Origin of the sequence: Pseudomonas sp. Pseusp88, assembly GCF_047303955.1 — a bacterium.
Lineage (GTDB): Bacteria > Pseudomonadota > Gammaproteobacteria > Pseudomonadales > Pseudomonadaceae > Aquipseudomonas.
The window spans coordinates 14,628-37,398 of record NZ_JBGLYM010000034.1; the positions used below are offsets into that span (position 1 = coordinate 14,628).

Annotated in this window: 24 protein-coding genes and 1 riboswitch; of the genes, 10 read left to right on the forward strand and 14 right to left on the reverse strand. The window is 60.2% G+C overall.

The features are described from left to right. Window positions 1-235: 235 nt before the first annotated feature. Genes ACCD02_RS27530 through ACCD02_RS27540 form a run of 3 tightly spaced genes read right to left on the reverse strand, consistent with a single transcriptional unit; the run spans window position 236 to window position 2,115 of the window. The gene (locus ACCD02_RS27530; RefSeq protein ID WP_413308996.1) at window positions 236-763 is read right to left on the reverse strand and encodes a DUF2937 family protein; all 528 of its coding nucleotides are present in this window, start codon (window positions 761-763) and stop codon (window positions 236-238) included. A 33-nt stretch (window positions 764-796) separates the two neighbouring features. Next, entirely contained in the window at window positions 797-1,570 is a 774-nt protein-coding gene (locus ACCD02_RS27535; RefSeq protein WP_413308998.1) for a class II glutamine amidotransferase, read from the reverse strand. Between the two features lie 59 nt (window positions 1,571-1,629). After that, complete coding sequence (locus ACCD02_RS27540; protein ID WP_413309000.1) at window positions 1,630-2,115, reverse strand: MFS transporter; 486 nt, start codon at window positions 2,113-2,115, stop codon at window positions 1,630-1,632. A 152-nt stretch (window positions 2,116-2,267) separates the two neighbouring features. On the opposite strand from ACCD02_RS27540, the gene ACCD02_RS27545 reads away from it, so the two are divergent. Continuing rightward, on the forward strand, window positions 2,268-4,325 hold the full coding sequence (locus ACCD02_RS27545; protein WP_413309002.1) for a S9 family peptidase: 2,058 nt from the start codon (window positions 2,268-2,270) through the stop codon (window positions 4,323-4,325). 104 nt (window positions 4,326-4,429) lie between these two features. Then, a complete protein-coding gene (locus ACCD02_RS27550; RefSeq protein ID WP_413309004.1) occupies window positions 4,430-4,906 on the forward strand; it encodes a cyclic nucleotide-binding domain-containing protein in 477 nt (158 codons plus the stop codon). Between the two features lie 116 nt (window positions 4,907-5,022). Here the strand turns inward: ACCD02_RS27550 and ACCD02_RS27555 are convergent, their stop codons facing one another. After that, window positions 5,023-5,319 carry a hypothetical protein gene (locus ACCD02_RS27555; protein WP_413309006.1) on the reverse strand — a complete coding sequence of 99 codons (297 nt, stop codon included), beginning with the start codon at window positions 5,317-5,319 and terminating at the stop codon, window positions 5,023-5,025. Window positions 5,320-5,488: 169 nt separating this feature from the next. On the opposite strand from ACCD02_RS27555, the gene ACCD02_RS27560 reads away from it, so the two are divergent. The 3 genes from ACCD02_RS27560 to ACCD02_RS27570 all read left to right on the forward strand — a co-directional run bounded on the left by ACCD02_RS27560 (window position 5,489) and on the right by ACCD02_RS27570 (window position 6,878). Then, a complete protein-coding gene (locus ACCD02_RS27560; RefSeq protein WP_259102637.1) occupies window positions 5,489-5,863 on the forward strand; it encodes a YajD family HNH nuclease in 375 nt (124 codons plus the stop codon). Window positions 5,864-5,934: 71 nt separating this feature from the next. Then, on the forward strand, window positions 5,935-6,435 hold the full coding sequence (locus tag ACCD02_RS27565) for an RNA methyltransferase (protein ID WP_259102638.1): 501 nt from the start codon (window positions 5,935-5,937) through the stop codon (window positions 6,433-6,435). A gap of 71 nt (window positions 6,436-6,506) precedes the next feature. Next, window positions 6,507-6,878, forward strand: coding sequence for a DUF2892 domain-containing protein (locus tag ACCD02_RS27570; protein ID WP_413309008.1), 372 nt, complete (start codon window positions 6,507-6,509; stop codon window positions 6,876-6,878). A 140-nt stretch (window positions 6,879-7,018) separates the two neighbouring features. On the opposite strand, the gene ACCD02_RS27575 is transcribed toward ACCD02_RS27570, so the two are convergent. Continuing rightward, window positions 7,019-7,468 carry a YcgN family cysteine cluster protein gene (locus tag ACCD02_RS27575; RefSeq protein ID WP_413309010.1) on the reverse strand — a complete coding sequence of 150 codons (450 nt, stop codon included), beginning with the start codon at window positions 7,466-7,468 and terminating at the stop codon, window positions 7,019-7,021. A 206-nt stretch (window positions 7,469-7,674) separates the two neighbouring features. On the opposite strand from ACCD02_RS27575, the gene ACCD02_RS27580 reads away from it, so the two are divergent. Continuing rightward, complete coding sequence (locus ACCD02_RS27580) at window positions 7,675-8,268, forward strand: nitroreductase family protein (protein ID WP_413309012.1); 594 nt, start codon at window positions 7,675-7,677, stop codon at window positions 8,266-8,268. A 137-nt stretch (window positions 8,269-8,405) separates the two neighbouring features. Here the strand turns inward: ACCD02_RS27580 and ACCD02_RS27585 are convergent, their stop codons facing one another. From ACCD02_RS27585 to ACCD02_RS27610, 6 genes are all read right to left on the reverse strand, one after another. Next, window positions 8,406-9,338, reverse strand: coding sequence for a D-2-hydroxyacid dehydrogenase (locus ACCD02_RS27585; protein WP_413309014.1), 933 nt, complete (start codon window positions 9,336-9,338; stop codon window positions 8,406-8,408). Window positions 9,339-9,432: 94 nt separating this feature from the next. Further along, window positions 9,433-9,726: a YcgL domain-containing protein gene (locus ACCD02_RS27590; RefSeq protein ID WP_413309016.1), complete on the reverse strand. Its 294-nt coding sequence runs from the start codon at window positions 9,724-9,726 to the stop codon at window positions 9,433-9,435. After that, window positions 9,723-10,856: a ribonuclease D gene (gene rnd / locus ACCD02_RS27595; RefSeq protein ID WP_413309018.1), complete on the reverse strand. Its 1,134-nt coding sequence runs from the start codon at window positions 10,854-10,856 to the stop codon at window positions 9,723-9,725. Before rnd ends, ACCD02_RS27590 begins: the two co-directional genes overlap by 4 nt. 138 nt (window positions 10,857-10,994) lie before the next feature. Beyond that, window positions 10,995-11,627 (reverse strand): class I SAM-dependent methyltransferase, encoded by a 633-nt coding sequence (locus ACCD02_RS27600; protein WP_413309020.1) that lies wholly within the window; start codon window positions 11,625-11,627, stop codon window positions 10,995-10,997. Then, a complete protein-coding gene (locus tag ACCD02_RS27605; RefSeq protein ID WP_413309022.1) occupies window positions 11,620-13,251 on the reverse strand; it encodes a phosphoethanolamine transferase in 1,632 nt (543 codons plus the stop codon). Before ACCD02_RS27605 ends, ACCD02_RS27600 begins: the two co-directional genes overlap by 8 nt. 142 nt (window positions 13,252-13,393) lie before the next feature. Further along, window positions 13,394-13,759, reverse strand: coding sequence for a 5-carboxymethyl-2-hydroxymuconate Delta-isomerase (locus ACCD02_RS27610; protein WP_413309023.1), 366 nt, complete (start codon window positions 13,757-13,759; stop codon window positions 13,394-13,396). A gap of 181 nt (window positions 13,760-13,940) precedes the next feature. Here ACCD02_RS27610 and ACCD02_RS27615 point away from each other — a divergent pair, with 181 nt between their 5' ends. Next, the gene (locus ACCD02_RS27615; protein ID WP_413309025.1) at window positions 13,941-15,452 is read left to right on the forward strand and encodes a hypothetical protein; all 1,512 of its coding nucleotides are present in this window, start codon (window positions 13,941-13,943) and stop codon (window positions 15,450-15,452) included. Window positions 15,453-15,530: 78 nt separating this feature from the next. Here the strand turns inward: ACCD02_RS27615 and ACCD02_RS27620 are convergent, their stop codons facing one another. Together ACCD02_RS27620 and cobF are read right to left on the reverse strand one after the other, a co-directional pair. Continuing rightward, window positions 15,531-17,219: an NAD-dependent malic enzyme gene (locus ACCD02_RS27620; protein WP_413309027.1), complete on the reverse strand. Its 1,689-nt coding sequence runs from the start codon at window positions 17,217-17,219 to the stop codon at window positions 15,531-15,533. A gap of 461 nt (window positions 17,220-17,680) precedes the next feature. Beyond that, window positions 17,681-18,439, reverse strand: a complete 759-nt coding sequence (gene cobF, locus ACCD02_RS27625; protein ID WP_413309029.1) for a precorrin-6A synthase (deacetylating) — start codon at window positions 18,437-18,439, stop codon at window positions 17,681-17,683. Between the two features lie 123 nt (window positions 18,440-18,562). On the opposite strand from cobF, the gene metE reads away from it, so the two are divergent. Continuing rightward, window positions 18,563-20,872 carry a 5-methyltetrahydropteroyltriglutamate--homocysteine S-methyltransferase gene (gene metE / locus ACCD02_RS27630; RefSeq protein WP_413309030.1) on the forward strand — a complete coding sequence of 770 codons (2,310 nt, stop codon included), beginning with the start codon at window positions 18,563-18,565 and terminating at the stop codon, window positions 20,870-20,872. A 137-nt stretch (window positions 20,873-21,009) separates the two neighbouring features. Here metE and ACCD02_RS27635 read toward each other — a convergent pair whose 3' ends face one another. Further along, the gene (locus ACCD02_RS27635; protein WP_413309032.1) at window positions 21,010-21,555 is read right to left on the reverse strand and encodes a histidine phosphatase family protein; all 546 of its coding nucleotides are present in this window, start codon (window positions 21,553-21,555) and stop codon (window positions 21,010-21,012) included. A 24-nt stretch (window positions 21,556-21,579) separates the two neighbouring features. Next, window positions 21,580-21,713: riboswitch (cobalamin riboswitch) on the forward strand. Window positions 21,714-21,742: 29 nt separating this feature from the next. Here ACCD02_RS27635 and ACCD02_RS27640 point away from each other — a divergent pair. Continuing rightward, entirely contained in the window at window positions 21,743-21,955 is a 213-nt protein-coding gene (locus ACCD02_RS27640) for a CbtB domain-containing protein (protein ID WP_413309034.1), read from the forward strand. Between the two features lie 15 nt (window positions 21,956-21,970). Next, window positions 21,971-22,717 (forward strand): CbtA family protein, encoded by a 747-nt coding sequence (locus tag ACCD02_RS27645; RefSeq protein WP_413309035.1) that lies wholly within the window; start codon window positions 21,971-21,973, stop codon window positions 22,715-22,717. Window positions 22,718-22,771: the final 54 nt, after the last annotated feature.

Below are 22,771 nucleotides of genomic sequence, written 5' to 3' on the forward strand. Positions count from 1 at the left end.
ACTATTCAGGTACAGGGTTGAAGTCTAACGCTCACCGCGCCGCAACAAGCCATTCTTGTGCTGGCATTCTTGAGGCGCGCGCGTTGGACGTCCAACTAATAAAAGCCGCTGGGGGGGATAAGAAAAGTTGATGGGGTGCAGCGAACAGCAAATCTGTGTGGGACTGGCTTTAGCCGGGAAGACGCCTTGCAGGTTGCATTGTCATTCCCGGCTAAAGCCGGTCCCACAATACGGATCAGCGCCAGTCGCGCTCAAAGGCCGGCTTGCGCCGCCGCCCGCCATTGACCACCCAGCCCAGCAGCAGGAAGACGCTCTCGATCACCAGTGCCAGCACCAGTGCAGACACGATGCCCCAGGCGATCACGTCCGGCGACATCAAGACCTGCCAGGTGTAACCGTTCCAGGTCTCGCGACGGATATCGTCATCAGCGAATACCGCGACGTGCCAGGCCTTGGCGTACCAAGGCCCCTGCATGGCCAGCCATTCGCGGTCGAGGATCTGGGTACGTTGCATCAGATTGGCGATGGTATCGGCATCGCTGCGGAATACCGGATCATCGCTGCTGCGATAGTGCTGGATCAGCGCCTGCACATCGCCTTTGAAGAACTGCTGCGCCGTCGCGTTGTAGCCCTTGAAGCTTTGCTGCGCCTCGATCAGGTGCGCCTCGACCCGCTTGCCATAGTCGCTGACAAAACCGGGAATTTGCACGCCACACAACAGACCCGCCGTAAACAAGACCAATCGCAGATAACTTCGCAGCATTTAGATCCCTCTCGTTATGGTATGGGCCGGTACTCAGCCTCGCCCCTGGGCCACGCATTCCCCGCGACGCCACAGCGCCCATTGGCCGGGCTCGTAGCGGTTCCAGGTTTCGTTCTCGGTCAGGGGTTCGGTGGCAATCACCGTTACCACGTCGTTGGGCGTGGTTTCCGCCTGGAAGTCGACAATGACATCAACGTCCTTGAGCCGCGCCGGGCCAAAAGGTGCGCGACGGGTAATCTGCGCCAGTTTGGTGGTGCAGAAACAAAATAGCCAGTCGCCATCACTGAGCAGACAGTTGAACACGCCTTTACCGCGATACTCATTACAGGCATCGACCAGTGACGGCAGCAGCTGTTCGACCTCCACAGGCTCGGGGAAAGCTTCGCGCACCCGATTGAGCAGGTCACAGAACGCCGCTTCACTGTCGGTATCGCCCACCGGCCGATAGAAACTGGCGGGGGGCTGGAAATCGGCGAGTTGGCCGTTATGGGCGAAACACCAGTTGCGGCCCCACAGTTCGCGGACAAAAGGATGGGTATTGGACAGGCAGACCTTGCCGACATTGGCCTGGCGGATATGGCCGATGACCACTTCGCTCTTGATCGGATAGCGCTGCACCAGTTGCGCGACTTCCGACTCGCTGCTCGCCGCCGGGTCCTGGAACAGGCGCAGGCCGCGCCCTTCATAGAAACCGATGCCCCAGCCATCGCGGTGGGGACCGGTGCGCCCGCCGCGCTGCATCAGCCCGGTAAAGCTGAAAACAATATCGGTCGGGACATTGGCACTCATGCCCAATAGTTCACACATGCTCGGGTTCTCGCTTCAATCCTGTGACTCAGCTGGCGCCTGCCAACGAAGCGGAAACACTACAAACGCGGCTCGACCCTGGCACGACTGGCGTTGACCGCAGGCGACGATTTGCGAGCGGCGGGCCGGGCGAACGGCTCGTCGTCAGCATCGACGTCACTGTCTGTTTCGCCTGCCGGTTGCTCCACCACAGGCTGCGGCTGACGGGCCTTGCGGCTCTTTTCAATCGGCCAGCGGATCAGCACGAACAGCAGATACAGGCCAAACGCAAACATACCGTACATCAGCAGGTCTGACGCCGCGCGCCAGACATTGCTGCCGACCTTGAGCGCCAGGTCCATGGCGCTGATGGCCAGGGCCGGGGCATATTGCTCGCGGGCCGGATCGACGATGGTGGGAGTGAACAGCAACACCAGACCGATCACGCGCAACGGCTCTTTCACATAGCGCCACATCCAGCCGGTCAGCTTGAACCACACCCACAGACATCCCAGCGCGGCAAAGGCGTAGAGGCTCCAGGCGATCGTATAGTCGTTGTTGATCATGGTGTCCGTGGTAAGGCAGGTAGAGTGGCGCTTATCATAACGACTTTTAGCCCACCGGGCTGCCCCGGCTTGAGTATTCGCCCGCCTGTACAGCAAATCAGGCCTTGCGCCCGGCCCGTCTGCCGGTTCGTACTTTCTTTAGAGACCCGCCCATGTCCGCATCCAAAGCACCCTCCGCCGCCCCGTCAGCCCGTCAGGCCGATGGCGCCGATCCCTACGCCTGGCTGCAGAATCGCGACACCGAGGAAGTGCTCGACTACCTCAAGGCCGAAAACGCCTGGCAGGAACAACAACTGTCCGGGGAAAAGCAACTGCGCGAAACCCTGTTCCAGGAGATCAAGGGCCGCATCCTGGAAACCGACCTGTCGCTGCCCTCCCCGTGGGGCCCGTACCTGTATTACACCCGTACCACCGAAGGCGACGAGTACGCTCGCCACTATCGCTGCCCACGCCCGGAGGACGATTCGCAGCAAGTCGATGAAAGCCGCGAAGAACTGCTGCTGGACCCCAACGTACTGGCCAATGGCGGCTTCTTCTCCCTCGGCACCTTCAGCATCAGTCCCGATCACCAGCGCCTGGCCTACAGCCTGGATACCAGCGGCGAAGAGGTCTATCAGTTATATGTCAAGGAACTGGCCAGCGGTGACGTACATAGCCTGCCCTTCGAGGACTGCGACGGCAGCATGACCTGGGCCAACGACAGCCAGACCCTGTTCTTCGGCGAACTGGATGACACCCACCGCCCTGGCAAGCTGTACCGCCATCGTCTGGGCGAAGAAGGCGCCGAGCTGGTGTTCGACGAACCTGACGGGCGCTTCTTCCTGCATTGCTACCGCAGCAGCTCCGAGCGGCAACTGATCGTGCTGCTCAACAGCAAGACCACCAGCGAAGCCTGGGTACTGGATGCCGAACATCCCCGGGACCGGTTTGTCTGTCTGGCCCCGCGGGTCGAAGGGCATGAGTATTTCCCCGATCATGGTCAGGTCGATGGCGTGTGGAGCTGGTTGATCCGCAGCAACCAGGACGGCATCAACTTTGCCCTCTATCAGGCCGCCGAACAGGCCGGCTCGGTGCCGACCCGCAACGACTGGCAAACGCTGATCGCCCACGATGAGGCCGTGATGCTCGAAGGCGTCAGCCTTAACGCCAAGGCCCTGAGTCTGAGCCTGCGTGAAGGCGGCCTGCCGGTCATCGAAGTGCGCCCGCAAGGCCTGCCCGCCTACCGCGTGCAACTGCCGGACGCCGCCTACAGCCTGTATGTGCAGGACTCCCTGGAGTTCAACAGCGACAAGATCCGCCTGCGCTACCAGTCCCTGAATCGTCCGGCACAAGTACGTCAGCTGATCCTGGCCACCGGAGAACAACAGGTACTCAAGGAAACCCCGGTGCTCGGCCCGTTCGACGCCGACGCCTATGTCAGCCAGCGCCTGTGGGCCAAGGCGCCGGACGGCACTCAGGTGCCGATCAGCCTGGTGGTCAAGCGTGAACTGCTCGGCCAGGCCACGCCGCTGTATCTGTACGGCTACGGTGCTTATGGCGAAAGCCTCGACCCATGGTTCTCCCATGCCCGCCTCAGTCTGCTGGATCGCGGCGTAGCCTTCGCCATTGCTCATGTGCGCGGTGGTGGTGAACTGGGCGAAGCCTGGTATCGCAACGGCAAGCAGGAGCACAAGCAGAACACCTTCGACGACTTCATCGCCTGCGCCGAACACCTGATCGTCCAGGGCCTGACCCGTGCCGAACAGTTGGTAATCAGTGGCGGCAGTGCCGGCGGCCTGTTGATCGGTGCGGTGCTTAATCAGCGCCCCGAGCTGTTCAAGGCGGCCATTGCCGAGGTGCCGTTCGTCGACGTGCTTAACACCATGCTCGACCCGGACCTGCCTCTGACCGTTACCGAGTACGACGAATGGGGCAACCCGGCAGAGCCTGAGGTCTACGCACGCATCAAGGCCTATGCGCCCTACGAAAATGTAAGCGCCCAGGCGTATCCGGCGATGCTGGTGATTGCCGGGTACAACGACAGCCGGGTGCAGTACTGGGAAGCGGCCAAATGGGTGGCGAAGTTGCGGACCCACAAGACCGACGACAATCTGTTGCTGCTCAAGACCGAACTGGGCGCCGGGCATGGCGGCATGAGCGGTCGCTATCAGGGATTACGTGACGTAGCTCTCGAATACGGGTTTATCTTCAAGGTCCTCAAGCGGGCCTGATGGAACTACAGGCAATTCCCCTGTCTTAATAGCTCGGGCCTGCGCTTTGCCGCGCGGGCCCTCTATTCTTTCAAAATCGCCACCCGAAGCGACACGACCGAACCATGACAGAACAACCGTCTCACCTGAACAACGCGATCCGCGACATGCTGATGGACTGCGGCATGTTCGACGCCCTGCTGCCCGCCGATTTCCAGGCGGCGGCGGGTTATTTCAGCATCAGCAGCATCGATAAGGGCGAGGAGCTGTTTCACGAAGGCGATGCGGGGACCTTCATGTGCATCATTCACGCAGGCAGCGTGTCGGTGCAGAAGCTCAGCCCTGATGGCCAGCAGGTCGAAATCGCCGTACTGCGCCGGGGCCGGGCCCTGGGCGAGATGGCGGTGCTGGACGGCGAAAGGCGTTCGGCCAGCTGCATCGCAGCGTCGCCCTGCCAGCTGTTGAATCTGGGCCGGGACTCCCTGGAAAAAATGCTCGAAGAAGCGCCGAAGATCGCGGCGAAGATCATTCGCGCCCTGGCCATTTCCCTGTCCAAGCGCCTGCGCATGGTTGACGGGCAGTTATTGGCGCAGCAGGTTTGACGAACACAGTCTCGCAGGAGCTGAGCTGCCGAAGGCTGCGAATGGGTCTACCTGAAATACCGCTTTCGCAGCCTTCGGCAGCTCCTACAAAGCGCATTTCATTTCAAAAACGCCTATCAAGGCTTACCCGGCGCGTCCTTGTCGGCATCGGGATTTTGCTCAAGGCCTGGCAACGACTGATCCTTGGGCGGGCGTGGCACTTCGATTTTCGGCAGCAATGGCGAATTGCCCTGAGTGCCGCCAGCGCGCGGAATGCTCGGTGGCGTGACTTGCGGGTAAGGCGTTGGCGTGGCGGTACCCGGTGAGCCCGGCGTCAGCCCGGAGGCTGGCGGCTGTGTGTTATCGGCCTGGGCAACCGCTGCCATGAACGGCGCCACCAGCAGCGCTGCGGCAAGCAAAATAAAGCGTTTCATCAATGGCCTCCCATGCCATGCAGTCAGAATGCGGCTCAGGCTACTCCTTGCCTTGCCTGTGCGGGCAAAAACTTGCCTGGCCTGGCAGTTCGTCCGTCAAAAGTCGGCAGCCGAACGCATCGCGAAGCGCTAGACTGGCGTCATTACTGAACATGAAACAGGTGACCCCATGAGCTCGGCCAATCCTCCCTCCAACACCGCCAAGCTGGACCGCATCCTTGCCGATGCCCAGCGCGACCGCGAGATGGGTTATCGCGACAAGGCGTTGCGCATGTATCCCCACGTGTGCGGGCGCTGCGCCCGGGAGTTCGCTGGCAAGCGCCTGAGCGAACTGACCGTGCATCACCGCGACCACAACCACGACAACAACCCTCAGGACGGCTCCAACTGGGAGCTGCTGTGCCTTTACTGCCACGACAACGAACACTCGCGCTATACCGACCAGCAGTATTTCTCCGACAGCTCCCTGAGCACGCCCAAGACGGCCAAGGCAACGCATAATCCGTTTGCGGCACTTGCGGGCCTGATGAAGAAAGAAGACTGAGGCCGTCGACGGCAGGCATCCAGGCGGGTCCTGCCGTATAATCGCCCGTTTTTCCCAGCGAGCAACTCCCCGTGGCCAACAAACGCTACGCCTGTATCGGCCTGTACAACCCAAAATCCCCGGAAAACGTCGGTTCGGTCATGCGTGCTGCGGGCTGCTATGGCGTGGCGTCGGTGTTCTACACCGGCAAGCGCTACGAGCGTGCCCGTGACTTTGTCACCGACACCAAAAAGATCCACCAGGACATCCCGCTGATCGGCATCGATGACTTGAAGAATATTCTGCCCCTGGGCTGCATCCCGGTGGCGGTGGAGCTGGTCGACGGCGCTCGCTCATTGCCCGAATACACCCATCCGGACCGCGCCCTGTACATCTTCGGCCCGGAAGACGGCTCTCTCGACAAGGAAATTCGCGACTGGTGCGAAGACGTGGTGTACATCCCCACCCAGGGCTGCATGAACCTGGCGGCGACGGTCAATGTGGTGCTTTACGACCGCATGGCCAAGGGCAATAACACCCGCTCCGGCCCGCAGTTCGGCCGCGAACAGGTCGATCCGTCCGCCGAACGCTAATCCCATGGAACAGTTCGGCGCAGCGGCAGTCAGTTGAACTGACCCGACTTTTTTCGCCAAGGAGAACCCTCATGAGCGACACCCCGATCATTGAACGCATCGAAACCCCGCTGCATAACGGCAATGTCCAACAGAACGTACAGGGCTGGGAGCGCATCGGCTCGCTGGCTGGCGGTGTGCTGATGATGGGCAAGGGTTTGCGTCGTGGCGGCCTGCTGGGGCTGGTGCAACTGGCCGTTGGTGGCGCCGTACTGGCGCGCGGCATCACCGGGCATTGCTCGGCCAAGAGTCTGCTGGAAAAGACCCGCAGTGACCTGGAAGTCGCCCGCCTGCGTGTAAACCGCGCCGGGGCCGAGCTAAACGCCCTGAAAGACGACGCCGAGGCCGTGGCCAAAGATGTGGTGAACAATGCGGCCGAGGCGTTGAAGCCGACCAGTCACTAAGGTGATATCCGGCCATGACCTGAAACGCGATCTGTAGGAGCTGCCGAAGGCTGCGAAATCGACGTATCGGTTATTCGCAGCCTTAGGCAGCTCCTACAGGGCCTGTGCGTCCAGCCCGATGCAGGGTAACCGCCGAGGGTTTATCCCGCCCGAAAAATCAGGTGATCTTCCCAGTCGTCTTCCGGCACGCTGCCTTCAGCGAGCATGCGCCCGGACTGGGAGATGCGCTCGTGATGCACAGCCTCAGGATCGCCACAGACCAGATGATGCCAGAGCGGCAAGTCCTTGCCCTCACTGACCAGGCGGTAACCGCAGGTCGGCGGCAGCCATTTGAATTCGTCGGCCTTGCCCGGCGTCAGCTGGATACAGTCGGGTACCGAAGCGCGCCGGTTGGGGTAGTCGGTGCACTGGCAGGTCTTGAGATCCAGCAGCTTGCAGGCGATGCGCGTGTAATAGACGCTGTTATCATCTTCATCTTCGAGCTTCTGCAAACAGCACAGGCCGCAGCCATCGCACAACGACTCCCACTCCTGCTGATCGAGCTGGTCAAGGGTCTTGCGTATCCAGAAAGGTTCGACTTTGGCGGCCATGGTATGGGGGTTTCGGTATCGGGCTGATGGAAAGGGGCGCCAGTCTAGAGACTCCGGCGTCAGCGGCCAAGTGCAGACGACTATTGGCACAAACAGGCTTGTAACAGTTCTGACTGCACAGTAACTTTAGGCAGTTTTCGCGATGCCTGCCGTCCACGGCCCATCCATTCATTTCCCTTCCGATCTACAGTCAGGCCATAACCCTTATGAGCAGCAATCCTCGTATCGCCGATCATGCCATTGACCCACAATTCACCGAACGCTGGTCGCCTCGCGCATTCAGCGGCGAAAGCATCCCCCAGGACACCCTGCTGAGCTTTTTCGAAGCGGCACGCTGGGCGCCTTCGGCCTATAACTCGCAGCCATGGCGCTTTCTCTACGCGCGTCGTGACACGCCGAACTGGGAGCGTTACCTGGGTTTGCTGAACGAGTTCAACCGTGGCTGGGCACAGCATGCGGCGGCGCTGGTGATCGTGATCTCCAAGACCACCTTTACCGCACCTGGCGCAACTGAAGAAACCCCTGCCCTGTGGCACACCTTCGACACCGGTTCGGCCTGGGGCCATTTGGCTCTGCAAGCGAGCCTGAGCGGCTGGCATACCCACGGCATGGCCGGTTTCGATCAGGAACTGACGCGCAAGGAACTGAATATCCCCGAGGGTTATGCCCTGCACGCGGCCGTGGCCATCGGCAAGCTGGGTGACAAGGCGAGCCTGCCCGATTACCTGCAGGCCCGGGAAACCCCAAGCCCGCGCCGTCCGGTGGCGGAACTGGCAGCTGAAGGTGATTTCTCGCTGTAACCCCCTGATTTGCAAAACAAACTGTGGGACCGGCTTTAGCCGGGAAAAGGCCGGTACAGCCGATAACCTCTATCGTCTGCGCTGGTGTCTTCCCGGCTAAAGCCGGTCCCACAATGGTTTGCACATCGGTGCAGGCATCAATAACCCTTGGCGAAATCCACTTCCCCACGCAACGGCTCGCCCGCAACGAACGCCTTGAGGTTTTCAACAAACAATCGGGTCATTGCCGGTGGCGAGGTCGGCGCCGAACTATGGCCGGTCAGCAGCAGCCCCCAGGCGGTCCAGAACGGATGGCGTTGCGGCAGCGGCTCCTGACGGCAGACATCGATCACCGCTCCGGCCAGATGGCCTTCCTTCAAGGCTTCCACCAGATCGGCATCGACCACCGACACACCACGACCGACGTTGATGAACAGGCAGTCGGGATTGAATCTGGCGAACAGCCTGGCATCGTAGAGATCGTGGGTCTTCGGCGTATTGGGCAGCAGGTTGATCACGTAGTCCATTGTACCGACCATACGCTCCAGATCCGTCAGGGCCGCCACTTCGACGAAAGGCGCCTGAGTGCGGGCCTGGGAGGCAATGCCATAGACCTCGACGCCAAACGGCACGAGAAATTGTGCAACCGTCAGGCCGATATCGCCGGCGCCGACGATCAACGCCTTGCGCCCTTGCAGACTGCGGCCCATGCGGTTATCCCACTTGCGCTCGACCTGGCTGACCAGGCGAGCCAGGACCTCGCGCTCGTGACCGAGCATGTAGGTCAAGACGAACTCGGCCATGACCTGGCCGAAAATCCCCACGGCACGGGTCAGACGGTAATCACGGGGCAAGCCGTCGACCAGCAGTGGCGTTATGCCCGCCCAGGTCGACTGCAGCCACTGCGGCGTGTGGCCCTGGCGCAGCAGGTTGGCCAACAGATCCGGCTGGCCCAGCCAGACCGGGCAGTCCGCCGCCAGGCGGGACAGTTCGGCGGAATCGCCACTGCTCATCACGGTAATATCGGGAACCGCGTGGCGCAGCAATTGGGTGTAGACGGCGTAATCGTGTTCAGCAATCAGCACACGCATGGTTTCAAAACCTTAAAAAAACCAGACCTGCGCCCACCGGCGGGGTTACCCCTCATTCTTCCGGGCGCATGCCAAAACAGTCCTGGGAGCAGGATCAGACAGGATCGTTGCGCCGCAGCAATTCTTCGGGCAGATGTTCGATGTACTCGTCTTCAGCCGGTGGCATCTGCAGGTGATAGCCCTGCTTTTCCAGGTTATCCAGCACCTTGTGGATGTCCTCGCGCGCCAGGGCACGCTCTGGACTCAGGACCAGATCGAAGGCATGCAACGCCTTGCCGAAAGCGACCATCAGCTCAGGCGGCACGCGCTTGAGTTCATCGGCCTTGAGCACATACAGATACATGCCGTCTTTTTTCGAGCTGCGGTAAATGGAGCAAATACGTTTCACGGCTGTTCTCCTGCGCTAGCCAGACTGTCGAGCAGGGCCTGGCCCATGCGCTCACGACGCCAGCCACGCAGCGAATCGGGCAATTGATAGGGACCGTCGGGATAGCCGCTCTTGAGCAGGGCTTCCAGGGTTTTCTTGCGCAGCATCAGCTCAGGGGCCATTTGCAGCTGCTCGGCATACTGCTGGCCGATGGCGCGCAACGACTTGAGCAGCGTGGCCGCGTCGATCGGCAGCGGCTCGGGCAGCGGCTTGGGCCACTGCTCGGGCGGCAGGCTGGCGGCGCGCTGAATCAGGTCGAGAATGAACTCACCGTCCTGGCGCACGGTTTTGGGGTGCATGTCTTCGATCCGCGCCAGGGCCGTCAGGTTGTCCGGCTGGGTTTTGGCCAATGGCCACAACGATTGCTCACGGACTACCCGGTTACGCGGCAGATTGCGCGCGCGGGCCTGCTGCTCGCGCCAGGCACACAGCTCGCGCAGAACGGCCAATTGCGCGCCGGACAGTTTCCAGGCCAGCTTGGCGTCGCGGTAGGCTTCGTATGGATCGGTCTCGCGGCGCAGGTTGGCCACCAGTTCGGCGCCGTCCTCCAGCAACCAGGCATATTTCTCGTCCGACAGGCGCGGGCGCAGGATGGCGTAGACCTCAGCCAGATGCACAGCGTCCTCGGCGGCATAGCTGATCTGGGTCTCCGACAGCGGACGTTGCAACCAGTCGGAACGGGTCTCGCCCTTGGGCAGTTCGATGCCCAGCACTTCCTGCACCAGTCGCGAGTAACCCATGGAGAAACCCAGGTTCAGGAAGCCGGCCGCCAGCTGTGTATCAAACAGCGGCGTCGGCAGGCTGCCGGTCAGGCGCAGCAGAACTTCGAGATCTTCGCTGCAGGCGTGGACCACTTTGACCACGTCAGGGTTTTCCAGCAGCGCCGAAAACGGCTGCCAGTTTTTGATCAGCAATGGATCGATCAGCCAGGCACTGCTGCCATCACCGATCTGCAACAGGGCTGCAATGGGATAAAAGGTATCGACCCGCATGAATTCGGTGTCGAGGGCGACAAAGGGCAGGGTCTGCCACTGTGCGCAATGCAGGGCGAGGCTGTCGTCGTCGCGAATCCAGTGAATATCGATGGCCACACGGCTCTCCCTTGAAGAATGGCGCGCAGTATATATCGCCATCGGCGATTACCGGGCATCTGTCCTGCAAGTCTTGAACATCTTCATCTTGAATGCTGGCCAACACTGGCGCCCAGGGCGACCGGCCATCGGATCGCCTCAGGAGCTCTTGCGCAACACATACACCCGCCACATGGCGTAACCGGGCAGCACGTCGTGATGACTGAGGATGTCGAAGCCGGCATCGCTGAACTCTGTCTCGATCTGCCCCCGACTGACCACGAAGCGGTTGTTGCGTGGCGGCTTCTGTCCGTCATTGGCGCGACATTGTTCCATGCGCTTGCGCCGCCATGATTTGATGTTGCCATCGACCCACAGGGCGATGATCACGGTATCCCGGGTGACCCGATGGAATTCGTGCAGGACGGCCAGGCGCTCCTCGCTGCTGGCAATGTGATGGAACAGGCGCATGGAGAAAATGCAGTCCACCGCGTTGGCCGACAGGTCGATGGCCAGGACCGAGGTCTGAAAAGTCTTGATGCGTTGCAGGGTCTGCCCGTCGCACTGGGTTTCGCCGAGATCCAGGGCGTCTCGGGATGGATCCGCAGCAAGGATCACCCGATTGGCGTGTTCGGCCAGCACTGGCCAGAACCGCCCGGTACCACTGGGCAAATCCAGGACCAGCCCCGGTTCGCCAGCGATTTTCAGGGCGTGCCGGGCCAGTTGCCGGTCACGCCAGATTCCCAGGCGAACGCACAGGCCGGGCCACGTTTGCAGGGACACACTACTCATTGGCCAGCGCCCCGTGACAACCCGCGAACATATCCAATTGCGCGTTGTAGACCTTGGTGTCGACCTGCAACAGCCCCAGCATCGAATGGAACAGGTTGTCCTGGCTCAGCGGCGCATTGCGCTGTTTTTCCAGGCACTGGGGATCGACCGCGAAGGCTTTCTGATAGCTGTCGGAGAACCAGGCCAGCATGGGCACATGCTTCTGCTGATCCGGCGCCAGCAAGTAAGGCGTGCCGTGCAGGAACAAATTGTATTCGCCCAGGGATTCGCCGTGATCCGACAGATAAAGCATGGCGGTGTCGACCCGGGACTGCTTGCGCAGCAGGTCGATCAGGGTCGCCAGCACGTGGTCGGTGTAGACCAGGGTGTTGTCGTAAGCGTTGACGATGCTCTCCCGCGAGCAGTTGTTCAGGGCGTTGCTCTCGCACACCGGGGTGAATTTCTCGAACGCCTTGGGATAGCGCTTGAAATACTCCGGGCCGTGGCTGCCCATCTGGTGCAGGACCAGCACGGTGTCCTGATCGAGATTGTCGATAAAGCTCTGCAAGCCTTGCAGCAGGATCTCGTCGCGGCACTCATGATTGGCGCACAACAGCGGGTCCTGGAGATTGCTCACGTCCTGCAAAGTGACGCGGTCACAGGTGCCTTTGCAGCCGGACTGGTTATCCCGCCAAATCACCTGCAGGCCGGATCGCTGCAGCACATCGAGCAGCCCTTCCTGATTCTTCGCCTGACTGGCGTTGTAGTCCTTGCGGCCCATATTGGAGAACATGCACGGCACGGATACAGCGGTTTCGGTGCCACAGGAGTGCACGTCGCTGAAGGCAACCAGGCCGTTTTCCTTGCTCAACTTCGGCGTTGTGTCGCGACCGTAACCGAGCAGGCCGAAGTTTTCGGCCCGGGCGCTTTCACCCACCACCAGTACAGTCAGGGACTTGCGCTGATGGCCGGCCCAGCGCGGCGAACGCCGGGCGTCTTCACCGATCTTCACGAATGGCCGCCGCGCCGACACCACCTGCTCGCTCAAATAGCCCATCGACGCACCGATGTAGTTGCTGGGTACCACCATCAGGCGCAGCTCATGATGATTACGGAACATCGAGGACAAGCCCTGATAGTTGATCATTGCCACCGCACCAAGCACCGCCACGCAGGCGACGCTCACCAGTGCCTTGCTCAGCAACTCACGAGGCCAGTGGCGATAATTGATCGGGGTTTTCCATAACAGGACAGAGGGCACGACACCCAGCAACAGCAAATAAATCCCCAACTTCAGCGATAACAGGCCCTGTACTTCGGTGACATTGGTTTCTGCAAAGTTGCGAAACATGCCCGCATCAATCATCACCCCATATTCATTGATGAAGTAAGCCACGCCGGCGCTGATAAGAAACAACGCCGTGAGCACGGGTTTCAATACACGATGAAAGGCAAATAAGGTGAGGAAAATATTGAAGATGCAGAAAACCAGCAGACCGAAAGCCACACGAAGCACAAGGCCCTTGCCGTCAAACTCGGTAATCGAGAACACATGTTGCCAAAGAGTGGCGTTAAACCCGAGCAGCAAGAAACAACTGGCGAGCAAAGTCACCAGCTCGGGACGGACGGCTTTAACGTTCAGCATAACGGTCTGCTTGATTAATGAATTACGCCGGAGCGATCGAGTTGGGCAACTCCTCCGATAGCGCAGACTTTAAGCAGACCGCCATCAATTTTTTGTGAAAAGGATGAGAACAAAAGGTCTTACGCCTTTTATCTTCGGGGTTTCAAGGTTTCAGGGTGGTCCAGGCATAGGCATCGCGGTCCAGGTCGACGATATCCACACTCAATTGCACCTCCAGTCCGGACGGCCACTCGCACACCTCCTGCAATACCGCCAGCAGGCTCGCCGACAGCTGCCGCTTCACTTCGGCGGAACGACCATTGAACAACGCCATTTGCACATGAATGAAGCCCCGGGGCGTAGACAAGGTACCTACCTGAAACTCTCCCACCGCGACGGCCTTGCTCTGGATATCCGCCTCGGCGGTGAATTGCCCGGACGCAAACAGCGCCTGGTTCAGCGCCAGCAGGGTCCGGCGCACATCGAAAGGTGGCAGATTGGAGGTGTATTCCAGGGTCATGTGCGGCATGGGGTGCTCTCGATTTTTTGGAGAAGAAGGTAATTCGATCGACATTAAACCGGGCACAGTAACCCCGGCAAGCACGGCTCCGTGGAAGCCAGTCACTGCTCTGTCTTGTGTGCTGTACCTCAATATCCTTTTTCCTGCCCCGCTAAGATGGCGCAGTTCCCCCACCTCAAGGAAGGCAAGCGTGACGCAACCCGACTTTGCTCCGCTGATTCATATCGACTGGAAGACTCCGGGCGGCGAGCTGCTTGCGCTGTTCCAGCATTACTACCCCGGCATCAGCCTGTTCAGCGGCCCGACGTTCGAAAGGTTGCTGGACGAACTGACCACGCAAATGCCCGAAGTCTGCCTGCAAGCCCTTGCCCCCCTGCTCGCTCGACAGGGGCTCGAACTGTGGAATCTGGACGCCGGTGGCGATGATTATCGACCGGTGATCATCCCTGCCGGGCAGCGCCAGGCTTTTGTGCAGCACTGGCAAAACCACCACTCGGAACTTGAGTTGACGCCGCAATGGATCGAACCGCAGCAGCCCGATCCCTCCGGGCCCAAGCCCGCCAAAACCAGGCGCAGGAAGCTGGACCTGCTGCAGGAGGTTCACGACTTCCCCGGCCCCACTTACATCAATGAACACAACTACCATAACGGCTGGGCCTCCATCACCGAGCAGGATGACGAGCAGTGGCTGTGTTTCCTGGTCGATTTCAATCAATGGCCACCGGCCGAACAGGACATGCTCGAAGACCGCATCGATGGTGCCGACGGTGCCGATCTGTGGCTCATTGATGCCAATCACCAGCGCAGCTTGTGGAAACGCCGGGGTTATCGCGGCAGTCGCAGCGGTGAGGACCTGTTTCAGTACGAAAGCCGTCAAGGCAACGACACTCAGCGCTTTGGTCCGGCACAGCTGCAATGGCCCGAGTTCGAGGACCCCACCCTGGTACTGGGCGCCCAGGTGTTCGAACGTCAGTACCTCTATGAGCCCGACCGGCTATGCCGCATCTGGCGCATAACCGCTGACTCCAGCGAAATCATTTTCGAGCACCCCGGCGAAATGACGATGCTAGCCATTGGCCCCGGGCGTTTGCTGTTCATGGAGCTGAGCGGCCCGTTGTGCTGGATCTGGCATCAGGATCAGCCGCAGCAGGTCAGCCCCGCCCGGCCGTTGCCGGTCGAAGGCTATAAACTCACCCGGTCGGCGGTCTATCTGGGCGGCGACGAAATCATGCTGTTCAGCGAAGGCGCGCGGCAAAATCTCGAGGACCCGGGCTATCAGGAGACCGTGCTGCATGCATGGCGCTTCGACTTTCTCGCCGGGCGGACGACCCAAGCGGTGCTGGCTGACTTTGGCAGCGAGATCCGCCAGCAGACCCAAATGCTCGTGACCCAGCCGAAACGGACCATCACGATGCGTACCTTTCACGGTCAGATTCATGCATCACGCGGGCACGGCGACTGGTGGGTCTGGAACTACCGGTCCAACAGCTTCGGCACCCAGACCCTGGCCTGGTTCTGGAATCAGCGCAGCAATCAGGTGCTCAAGCTGTCCTCGAAGGACACACCGAGAATCAAGCCCTACATTCGCTACGTGCACACCCAGGATCGCTATCTGGCATTCGAAGACGAATTTGTCGCCCGGCTGCCGGAATTCACCGAGATACTGCAAGCCAGGGGCAGTGAAATCCTGAGCTTCGACTGAGCCACCTTTGCCGCAAGCGAAAAAAAACCGCAGCAGGTTGCCCTGCTGCGGTTTTTCGTGGGGCTCGTCAGAACGCTATCAGATAGCGCTACGACGGTACGAGCGGTAGTTCGGCTGCCAGAAGTTACGCTGAATCGCTTCGATCAGCATTTCTTCCGTGGTTTCCAGCGCCAGACCTTCGGCTTGTGCCTGCTTGGCCACCGCCAGGGCAATCTTGCGGCTGACTTCCTGGATCTCTTTCAATGGCGGCAATACGGCGTCGCCTTTGCCAGTGACCATTGGCGAGCATTCGGCCAGAGCGTTGGACGCCGCCATCAACATCTTGTCGGAGATGCGCGTGGCTTTAGCCGCGATTACACCCAGACCAATCCCCGGGAAGATGTAGGAGTTGTTGCACTGAGCGATGTGGAACGTGCGATCGCCTACAGTCACAGGGGCAAATGGGCTACCGGTTGCGACCAGCGCTTCGCCGTTGGTCCAGGTCAGGACTTCCTGCGGCGTCACTTCGACTTTCGACGTCGGGTTCGACAGCGGCATGACCAGCGGCTTGGCGCAGTGCTTGTGCATCTCGCGGATGACCTGCTCGGTGAACAGGCCGCGCTGACCGGATACACCGATCAGCACAGTCGGCTTGCCGTGGCTGACCACGTCCAGCAGCTCCGGGTAACCGGCGCCGCTCGACCAGCCGCTGGTATCGGCAGCTTTCTGGGCGAGGTTCTTCTGGAAGTCCAGCAGGTTGTCCATACTGTCGGTGAGCAGGCCGAAACGGTCGACCATCATCACCCGCTTGCGCGCTTCAGCTTCGCTCAGGCCTTCGATGACCATCGCAGCGATGATGTGCTCGGCGATACCGCACCCGGCTGAACCGGCGCCGAGGAAGACCACACGTTGCTGGCCCAGGGTTTCGTTCTTGGCCTTGCACGCAGCCAGCAAGGTACCCACGGCTACCGACGCGGTGCCCTGGATATCATCGTTGAAGCAGCACAGCTCGTCGCGGTACTTCTCCAGCAACGGCATGGCGTTGGTCTGGGCGAAGTCTTCGAATTGCAACAGTACATCCGGCCAGCGACGCTGTACGGCTTCGATGAACAGGGCGATGAAATCGTCGTATTCCTTGCCGGTCACGCGCTTGTTGCGCCAGCCCATGTACATCGGGTCGTCAAGCAGTTCCTGGTTGTTGGTGCCAACGTCCAGCACTATCGGCAGGGTGTAGGCCGGGCTGATGCCACCACAGGAGGTGTACAGCGACAGCTTGCCGATCGGGATGCCCATGCCACCGATGCCCTGGTCGCCCAGGCCAAGGATTCGCTCGCTGTCGGTGACGACGATGATCTTGATACGGTCCTTGGTGGCGCTGCGCAGGATGTCGTCGATGCGATCGCGTTCAGGATAGGAAATGAACAGGCCGCGATGGGTGCGGTAGATCTTGGAGAATTCCTGACACGCCTGACCGACAGTCGGTGTGTAGATGATCGGCAGCATCTCTTCCAGATGCGAGTCCAGCAGGCGGAAAAACAGGGTTTCGTTGTTGTCCTGGATCGAGCGCAGGTAGATGTGCTTGTCCAGGTCACTGGCGCATTGCTTGTATTGGCTGAATACCCGAGCCACTTGTTCTTCGATCGTCTCTACGTTCTGCGGCAGAAGACCGATCAGGTTGAATTCGACCCGCTCTTGCGGGGTAAAAGCACTGCCTTTGTTCAGCAGGGGCATTTCCAGCAGGGACGGACCTGCGTAGGAAATGTACAGCGGACGCGAAGTTTTGGTCATTTTCTCTAATCGCCTTTTTCGTCTACTCGTAATATCGGTACATCGACGGCACGGGCAGCCTGGCATTTATCTTCTTCTTTTCGCCGGCTCATCAGACCCGCGCCGGAAAAATCCGGGTGCAGGCAAGGGGCATATCTTACTCGCGATGCATGGCATTGCGACATTTTGTCACTTATGACGTGGCGATATGATGTCGGCGATAAGTATATGGGAGCGCATTGAAGGGGAATTGTGGGAGCGAATTCATTCGCGAAAGCTTTATTCTGGACGCCGCCAATGTGTTGGATGTACTGGCCCCTTCGCGGATGAATCCGCTCCCACAGATCCGACGATAAGCACGCGCTACTATGGGAGCGAACTCATTCGCGAAAGCTTTATTCCGGACGCCGCCAATGTGTTGGATGTACTGGCCCCTTCGCGGATGAATCCCACAGAATTCGCTCCCATAGCAGCAACGGCTGTCAGACTTCACGCTTGAGCAGATAGGTATCCATGATCCAGCCATGGGCCTCGCGCGCCGCCTTGCGCGTGCGTTCGATCTCGTCGGCCACATCCTTGAGCTTGCCGCAAATGAGGATTTCATCCGGGGTCCCCAGATAGGCGCCCCAATAGATATCCAGTTCACGATCCGTCACGGTTCGATAGCTGTCCTGGGCGTCGAGCATGACCACCACGCTGTCGACATTCTCGGGATAGCCTTGCGCCAGTCTGCGCCCGGTGGTGATCTCCACGGACTGGCCGATGTTGTTAAGGGGTACCTTGTGCCGGGCAGTCAAGGCCTGAACACTGGTGATGCCGGGAATGACCTCGTAGTCGAAGGCATGGCGACCCGTGCCCAGAATCCCGTCGAGGATTCTGATCGTGCTGTCGTAGAGGGCAGGATCCCCCCACACCAGAAACGCCCCGCATTCGCCATCGGCCAGCTCTTCACCGATCAGTCGCTCGAAGGTGCGCTGCTTTTCGCTGTTCAGCTCACCGACCGCCTTGAGGTAATCGCCCTCCCCGCGCTCACGCTCGGGGTTCAACGCCTCCACCACGCGGTAATCGCGCTGGTCGATGTAGCGCTCGAGAATCTCGCTGCGCAGCTGGTTGAGCTTTTCCTTGCCCTGCCCCTTGTCCATCAGGAAGAACACGTCGGCCCGGTTCAACGCCTTGACCGCCTGAATCGTGATGTATTCAGGGTTTCCGGCGCCGATACCGATGATCAGGATCTTTTTCATAAATGTTTGTGGCCACCCCACACATGAATGAATCTTGTGTTGATCTGGAAAATAATGAGTTTGTCTCATACAGACCTGGCTGTCGACAATGCGCGCCACTTAACCCATTGGAGACGTATTGCTATGGCACTGGCACATTCCCTCGGTTTTCCGCGCATCGGCGCCGACCGTGAACTCAAGAAAGCTCTGGAATCCTACTGGAAAGGCGATATCGACCAACAGGCATTGACGACCATAGGCCGCAACCTGCGTGCGCAACATTGGGCGCTGCAACGCGATGCCGGTATCGAGCTACTGCCGGTGGGCGACTTCGCCTGGTACGACCAGGTCCTCAGCCACTCCCTGGCCTTCGGCGTGGTTCCCGAGCGTTTCGCTCCCACCCTCGGCAAGCACGACCTGCCAACCCTCGACACCCTGTTCGCCATGGCCCGTGGCGCCAGCGTTGCCTGCTGTGGCGAGCATTCAAAAGCGCAATACGCCCAGGAGCTGACCAAGTGGTTCGACACCAACTACCACTACCTGGTCCCGGAATTCAGCGCCGATCAGCGCTTTTTATTGAGCTGGGAACAACTGTTCGACGAAGTCGACGAAGCGCTGGCTCTGGGCCATAAGGTCAAACCGGTGCTGATCGGCCCGTTGACTTACCTCTGGCTGGGCAAGACCAAGGGCGACGACTTCGACAAGCTGGACCTGCTCGAACGCCTGCTGCCGGTGTACGGCGAAATCCTCGGTCGCCTGGCTCGCAAGGGCGTCGAGTGGGTGCAGATCGACGAGCCGATCCTGACCCTGGACCTGCCGCAGGCATGGAAAGGCGCCTTCGAACGGGCTTATCACATCCTGCAATATTCGCCCTTGAAAAAACTGCTCACCACCTACTTCGGCGGCCTCGAAGACAACCTCGGCCTGGCCGCAGAACTTCCGGTGGATGGTCTGCATATCGATCTGGTCCGCGCTCCCGAGCAACTGGCCAGCGTGCTCGACCGCCTGCCGAACTACAAAGTGCTGTCCGTGGGCGTGGTCAATGGCCGTAACGTCTGGCGCTGCGATCTGGACAAGGCCCTGGTACAACTGCAACTGGCTCAGCAGCGCTTCGGTGACAATCTATGGGTGAGCAGTTCTTGCTCGTTGCTGCACAGCCCGGTGGATCTGGACCGTGAAGACAAGCTGGATACCGAACTGCAAAGCTGGCTGGCCTTCGCCGTGCAGAAGTGCCGCGAAATCGCCGTGCTGAGCACCGCCGTGGTCAATCCGCAGGATCTCACTGTGCAGCAGGCCCTACAGGACAGCCGCGCAGTCCAGGCCAGCCGTCAGCAGTCCAGCCGCATCCACAAAACCGACGTGCAGGCACGCATCGCTGCCGTGAACGACGCCGACAGCCGGCGCCATTCGCCGTTTGCCCAACGCATCGAACTGCAACGTGCACGTCTGGATCTACCAGCGTTTCCGACCACCACCATCGGCTCGTTCCCACAGACTTCGTCGATTCGTCTGGCACGTCAGGCTTTCAAGCAGGGCAAGATTTCCATCAGCGACTACACCGACGCCATGCATCACGAGATTCGTCATGCGGTGCAGCTGCAGGAGCGTCTGGGCCTGGATGTACTGGTGCACGGCGAGGCCGAGCGCAACGACATGGTCGAGTACTTTGCCGAGCAACTGGACGGCTATGTCTTCACCCGTTTTGGCTGGGTACAGAGCTACGGTTCGCGTTGCGTTAAACCGGCGATCATTTTCGGTGACCTGAGCCGCCCACAGGCCATGACCGTCGAGTGGATCCGCTATGCCCAGAACCAGACCGACAAAATCATGAAAGGCATGCTGACCGGCCCCGTGACCATGCTGATGTGGTCCTTCCCCCGGGAAGACGTGTCGCGCAAGGTTCAGGCGCAGCAACTGGCTTTGGCCATCCGCGATGAAGTGGTCGATCTGGAAGCCGCCGGGATCAAGATCGTGCAGATCGATGAAGCCGCCTTCCGCGAAGGCCTGCCGCTGCGCCGTGCGCAATGGCAGGAATACCTGGACTGGGCGGTGCAAGCCTTCCGCCTCTGCGCCTCGGGCGTACGGGACGAAACCCAGATCCACACCCACATGTGCTACAGCGAGTTCAATGATGTGATCGAGTCCATTGCCGCCATGGACGCCGACGTGATCACCATCGAAACCTCGCGCTCGGACATGGAGCTGCTGGACGCCTTCGAAGCTTTCGACTACCCCAACGATATCGGTCCGGGCGTCTACGACATCCACTCGCCACGGGTTCCGCCGACCGAGGAGATGATCAACCTGCTGCGCAAGGCGGCCAAGCGTGTGCCAGCCGAACGCCTGTGGGTCAACCCGGACTGCGGCCTGAAAACCCGCGCCTGGCCGGAGACCGAAGCGGCGTTGGTGAATATGGTGGCGGCGGCGCGGCAGTTGCGCTCCGAGTTGGCGTAACAGGTGTGTTCCTGTGCAAGCATCTGACTTGAAATGATACCTGTGGGACCGGTTCTAGCCGGGAAGGCGTACGCCCGGCTAAGACCGGTCTCACAGGCGGTTGTTCGTTGCACAGCCAATCTCCCGCGCTCGCGGAGCTATAGAGAAACAGCCCGCATCCGCCATATCCCGTTGAAGCGCAGATCCACTGCCGATAACGGCTCGATATCAATGGCATGAAACGCCACCGGCGGGCACTGCAACACCCGCATCAATGCCGCACGAATCACAAATGGATGGGTAATCGCCACCACATGCCCCGTGCCGGTCAGCCCATCCATCCACTCCCCTACCCGCTGGTATAGACGCTCGATAGACTCCCCGCCATGGGGCGCCGCCTGCCAGTCGCTCATCCAGGCGCCAAGATCGGCCTGCTCGATCTCTTCGATGCTCAAGCCTTGCCACTGACCGAAATCGCAGTCACGCAAACCATGATCGATGTCCGATTGCTCGCTGAACAGCGTAGCCGTCTGGCTTGTACGCAGTTCGGGTCCATGGACGAAACGGGTTCGTCGGCCGGCGAACTGACTATATTTGTTGGCCTGTGCCTGCCAATCCATAAGCACCGGCTCGTCTGCAGGAAAGCGTGCCTGCTTCTGCGTCAATGTTGCGGCATGGGATACCAGAGTGAGGCGCAAGGCCATTGTGCAATTCCTGTGATGCGTGCTTGCCGAAAGCGTACACTAGGCGCGCTGTATCCAAATATTGCGAAAAAAGAAGTCGGTCAAAAACCGACGCGGTCGCGCCACTGTGGTCGGCTCCAAGCCGAAAGCCAGACCTTTCTTCGATCTTCCCCACCGTAACCGGGACGCGTAATCCCTAGAGGTAATCATGGCCTATAGCGCTGCTAGTCAAACCGATATCTCCATTCCAACCATTCCCTTGGGCGAAGTCTTGCCCTGGGCGATCTTCGGCGGCCTGCTGCTGATGCTGGCGTTGTATTTCGTCGGCGCCGAGCAAGGTGCAACCGCAATGTTCTCTGGCACGTACGTTCACGAATTCGTACACGATGGCCGCCACCTGCTGGGCTTTCCCTGCCACTGACTTGAGGTTTTTCCAATGACTGGTCGTTTACTCGTCAGGGGCATGCTTGTCGGCCTGATGGCTGGCCTGTTGGCCTTTGGTTTTGCCAAGGTTTTCGGCGAACCGCAGGTTGATAACGCTATCGCGTTCGAAGCAGGCCAGGCTCACCAACACTCCCACGGCGACGCTGCAGCAGAGCCGGAAGAGCAAGAGTTGGTCAGCCGTGATGTACAAAGCACCTTCGGCCTGCTGACAGGCGTCGTCGTCTACAGCATCTCTCTGGGTGGCATTTTCGCCCTGGTGTTCGCTTACTCCCTGGGCCGCATCGGCAAGGTCGGCCCGCGCGGTCTGTCCGCCCTGCTCGCCCTGGTCGCGTTTGTCGCGGTGTTCGTCGTGCCAGGCCTGGTCTACCCACCCAACCCACCGGCCGTGGGCGATCCCGACACCATCGGCCAGCGCACCCGGCTGTTCTTCCTGATGATGCTGGTATCCGTCGCTGCGGCGGTGATCGCGATCAACGCGGGACGTAAATTCATCGCCCGCTCCGGGCTGTGGAATGGCGCCATCAAAGGCGTCGCTGCGTACCTGGTGATCGTGTCGGTGGCCGCCTACCTGTTCCCGACCTTCAACGAAGTGCCGGAGAATTTCTCGCCGGTACTGCTGTGGAAATTCCGCACCGCCGCGCTGGGCATCCAGTTGGTCCTGTGGACCAGTCTGGGCCTGATCTTTGGCGTTGTTGCAGAGCGGTTGTTGTTGCCGGTGGGCAGGCTTTCCAAGGCTTGAGAACCTGCTGACAGCACGCTGGACGAAAAAGCCCCGGGCGTGTGGACGCCCGGG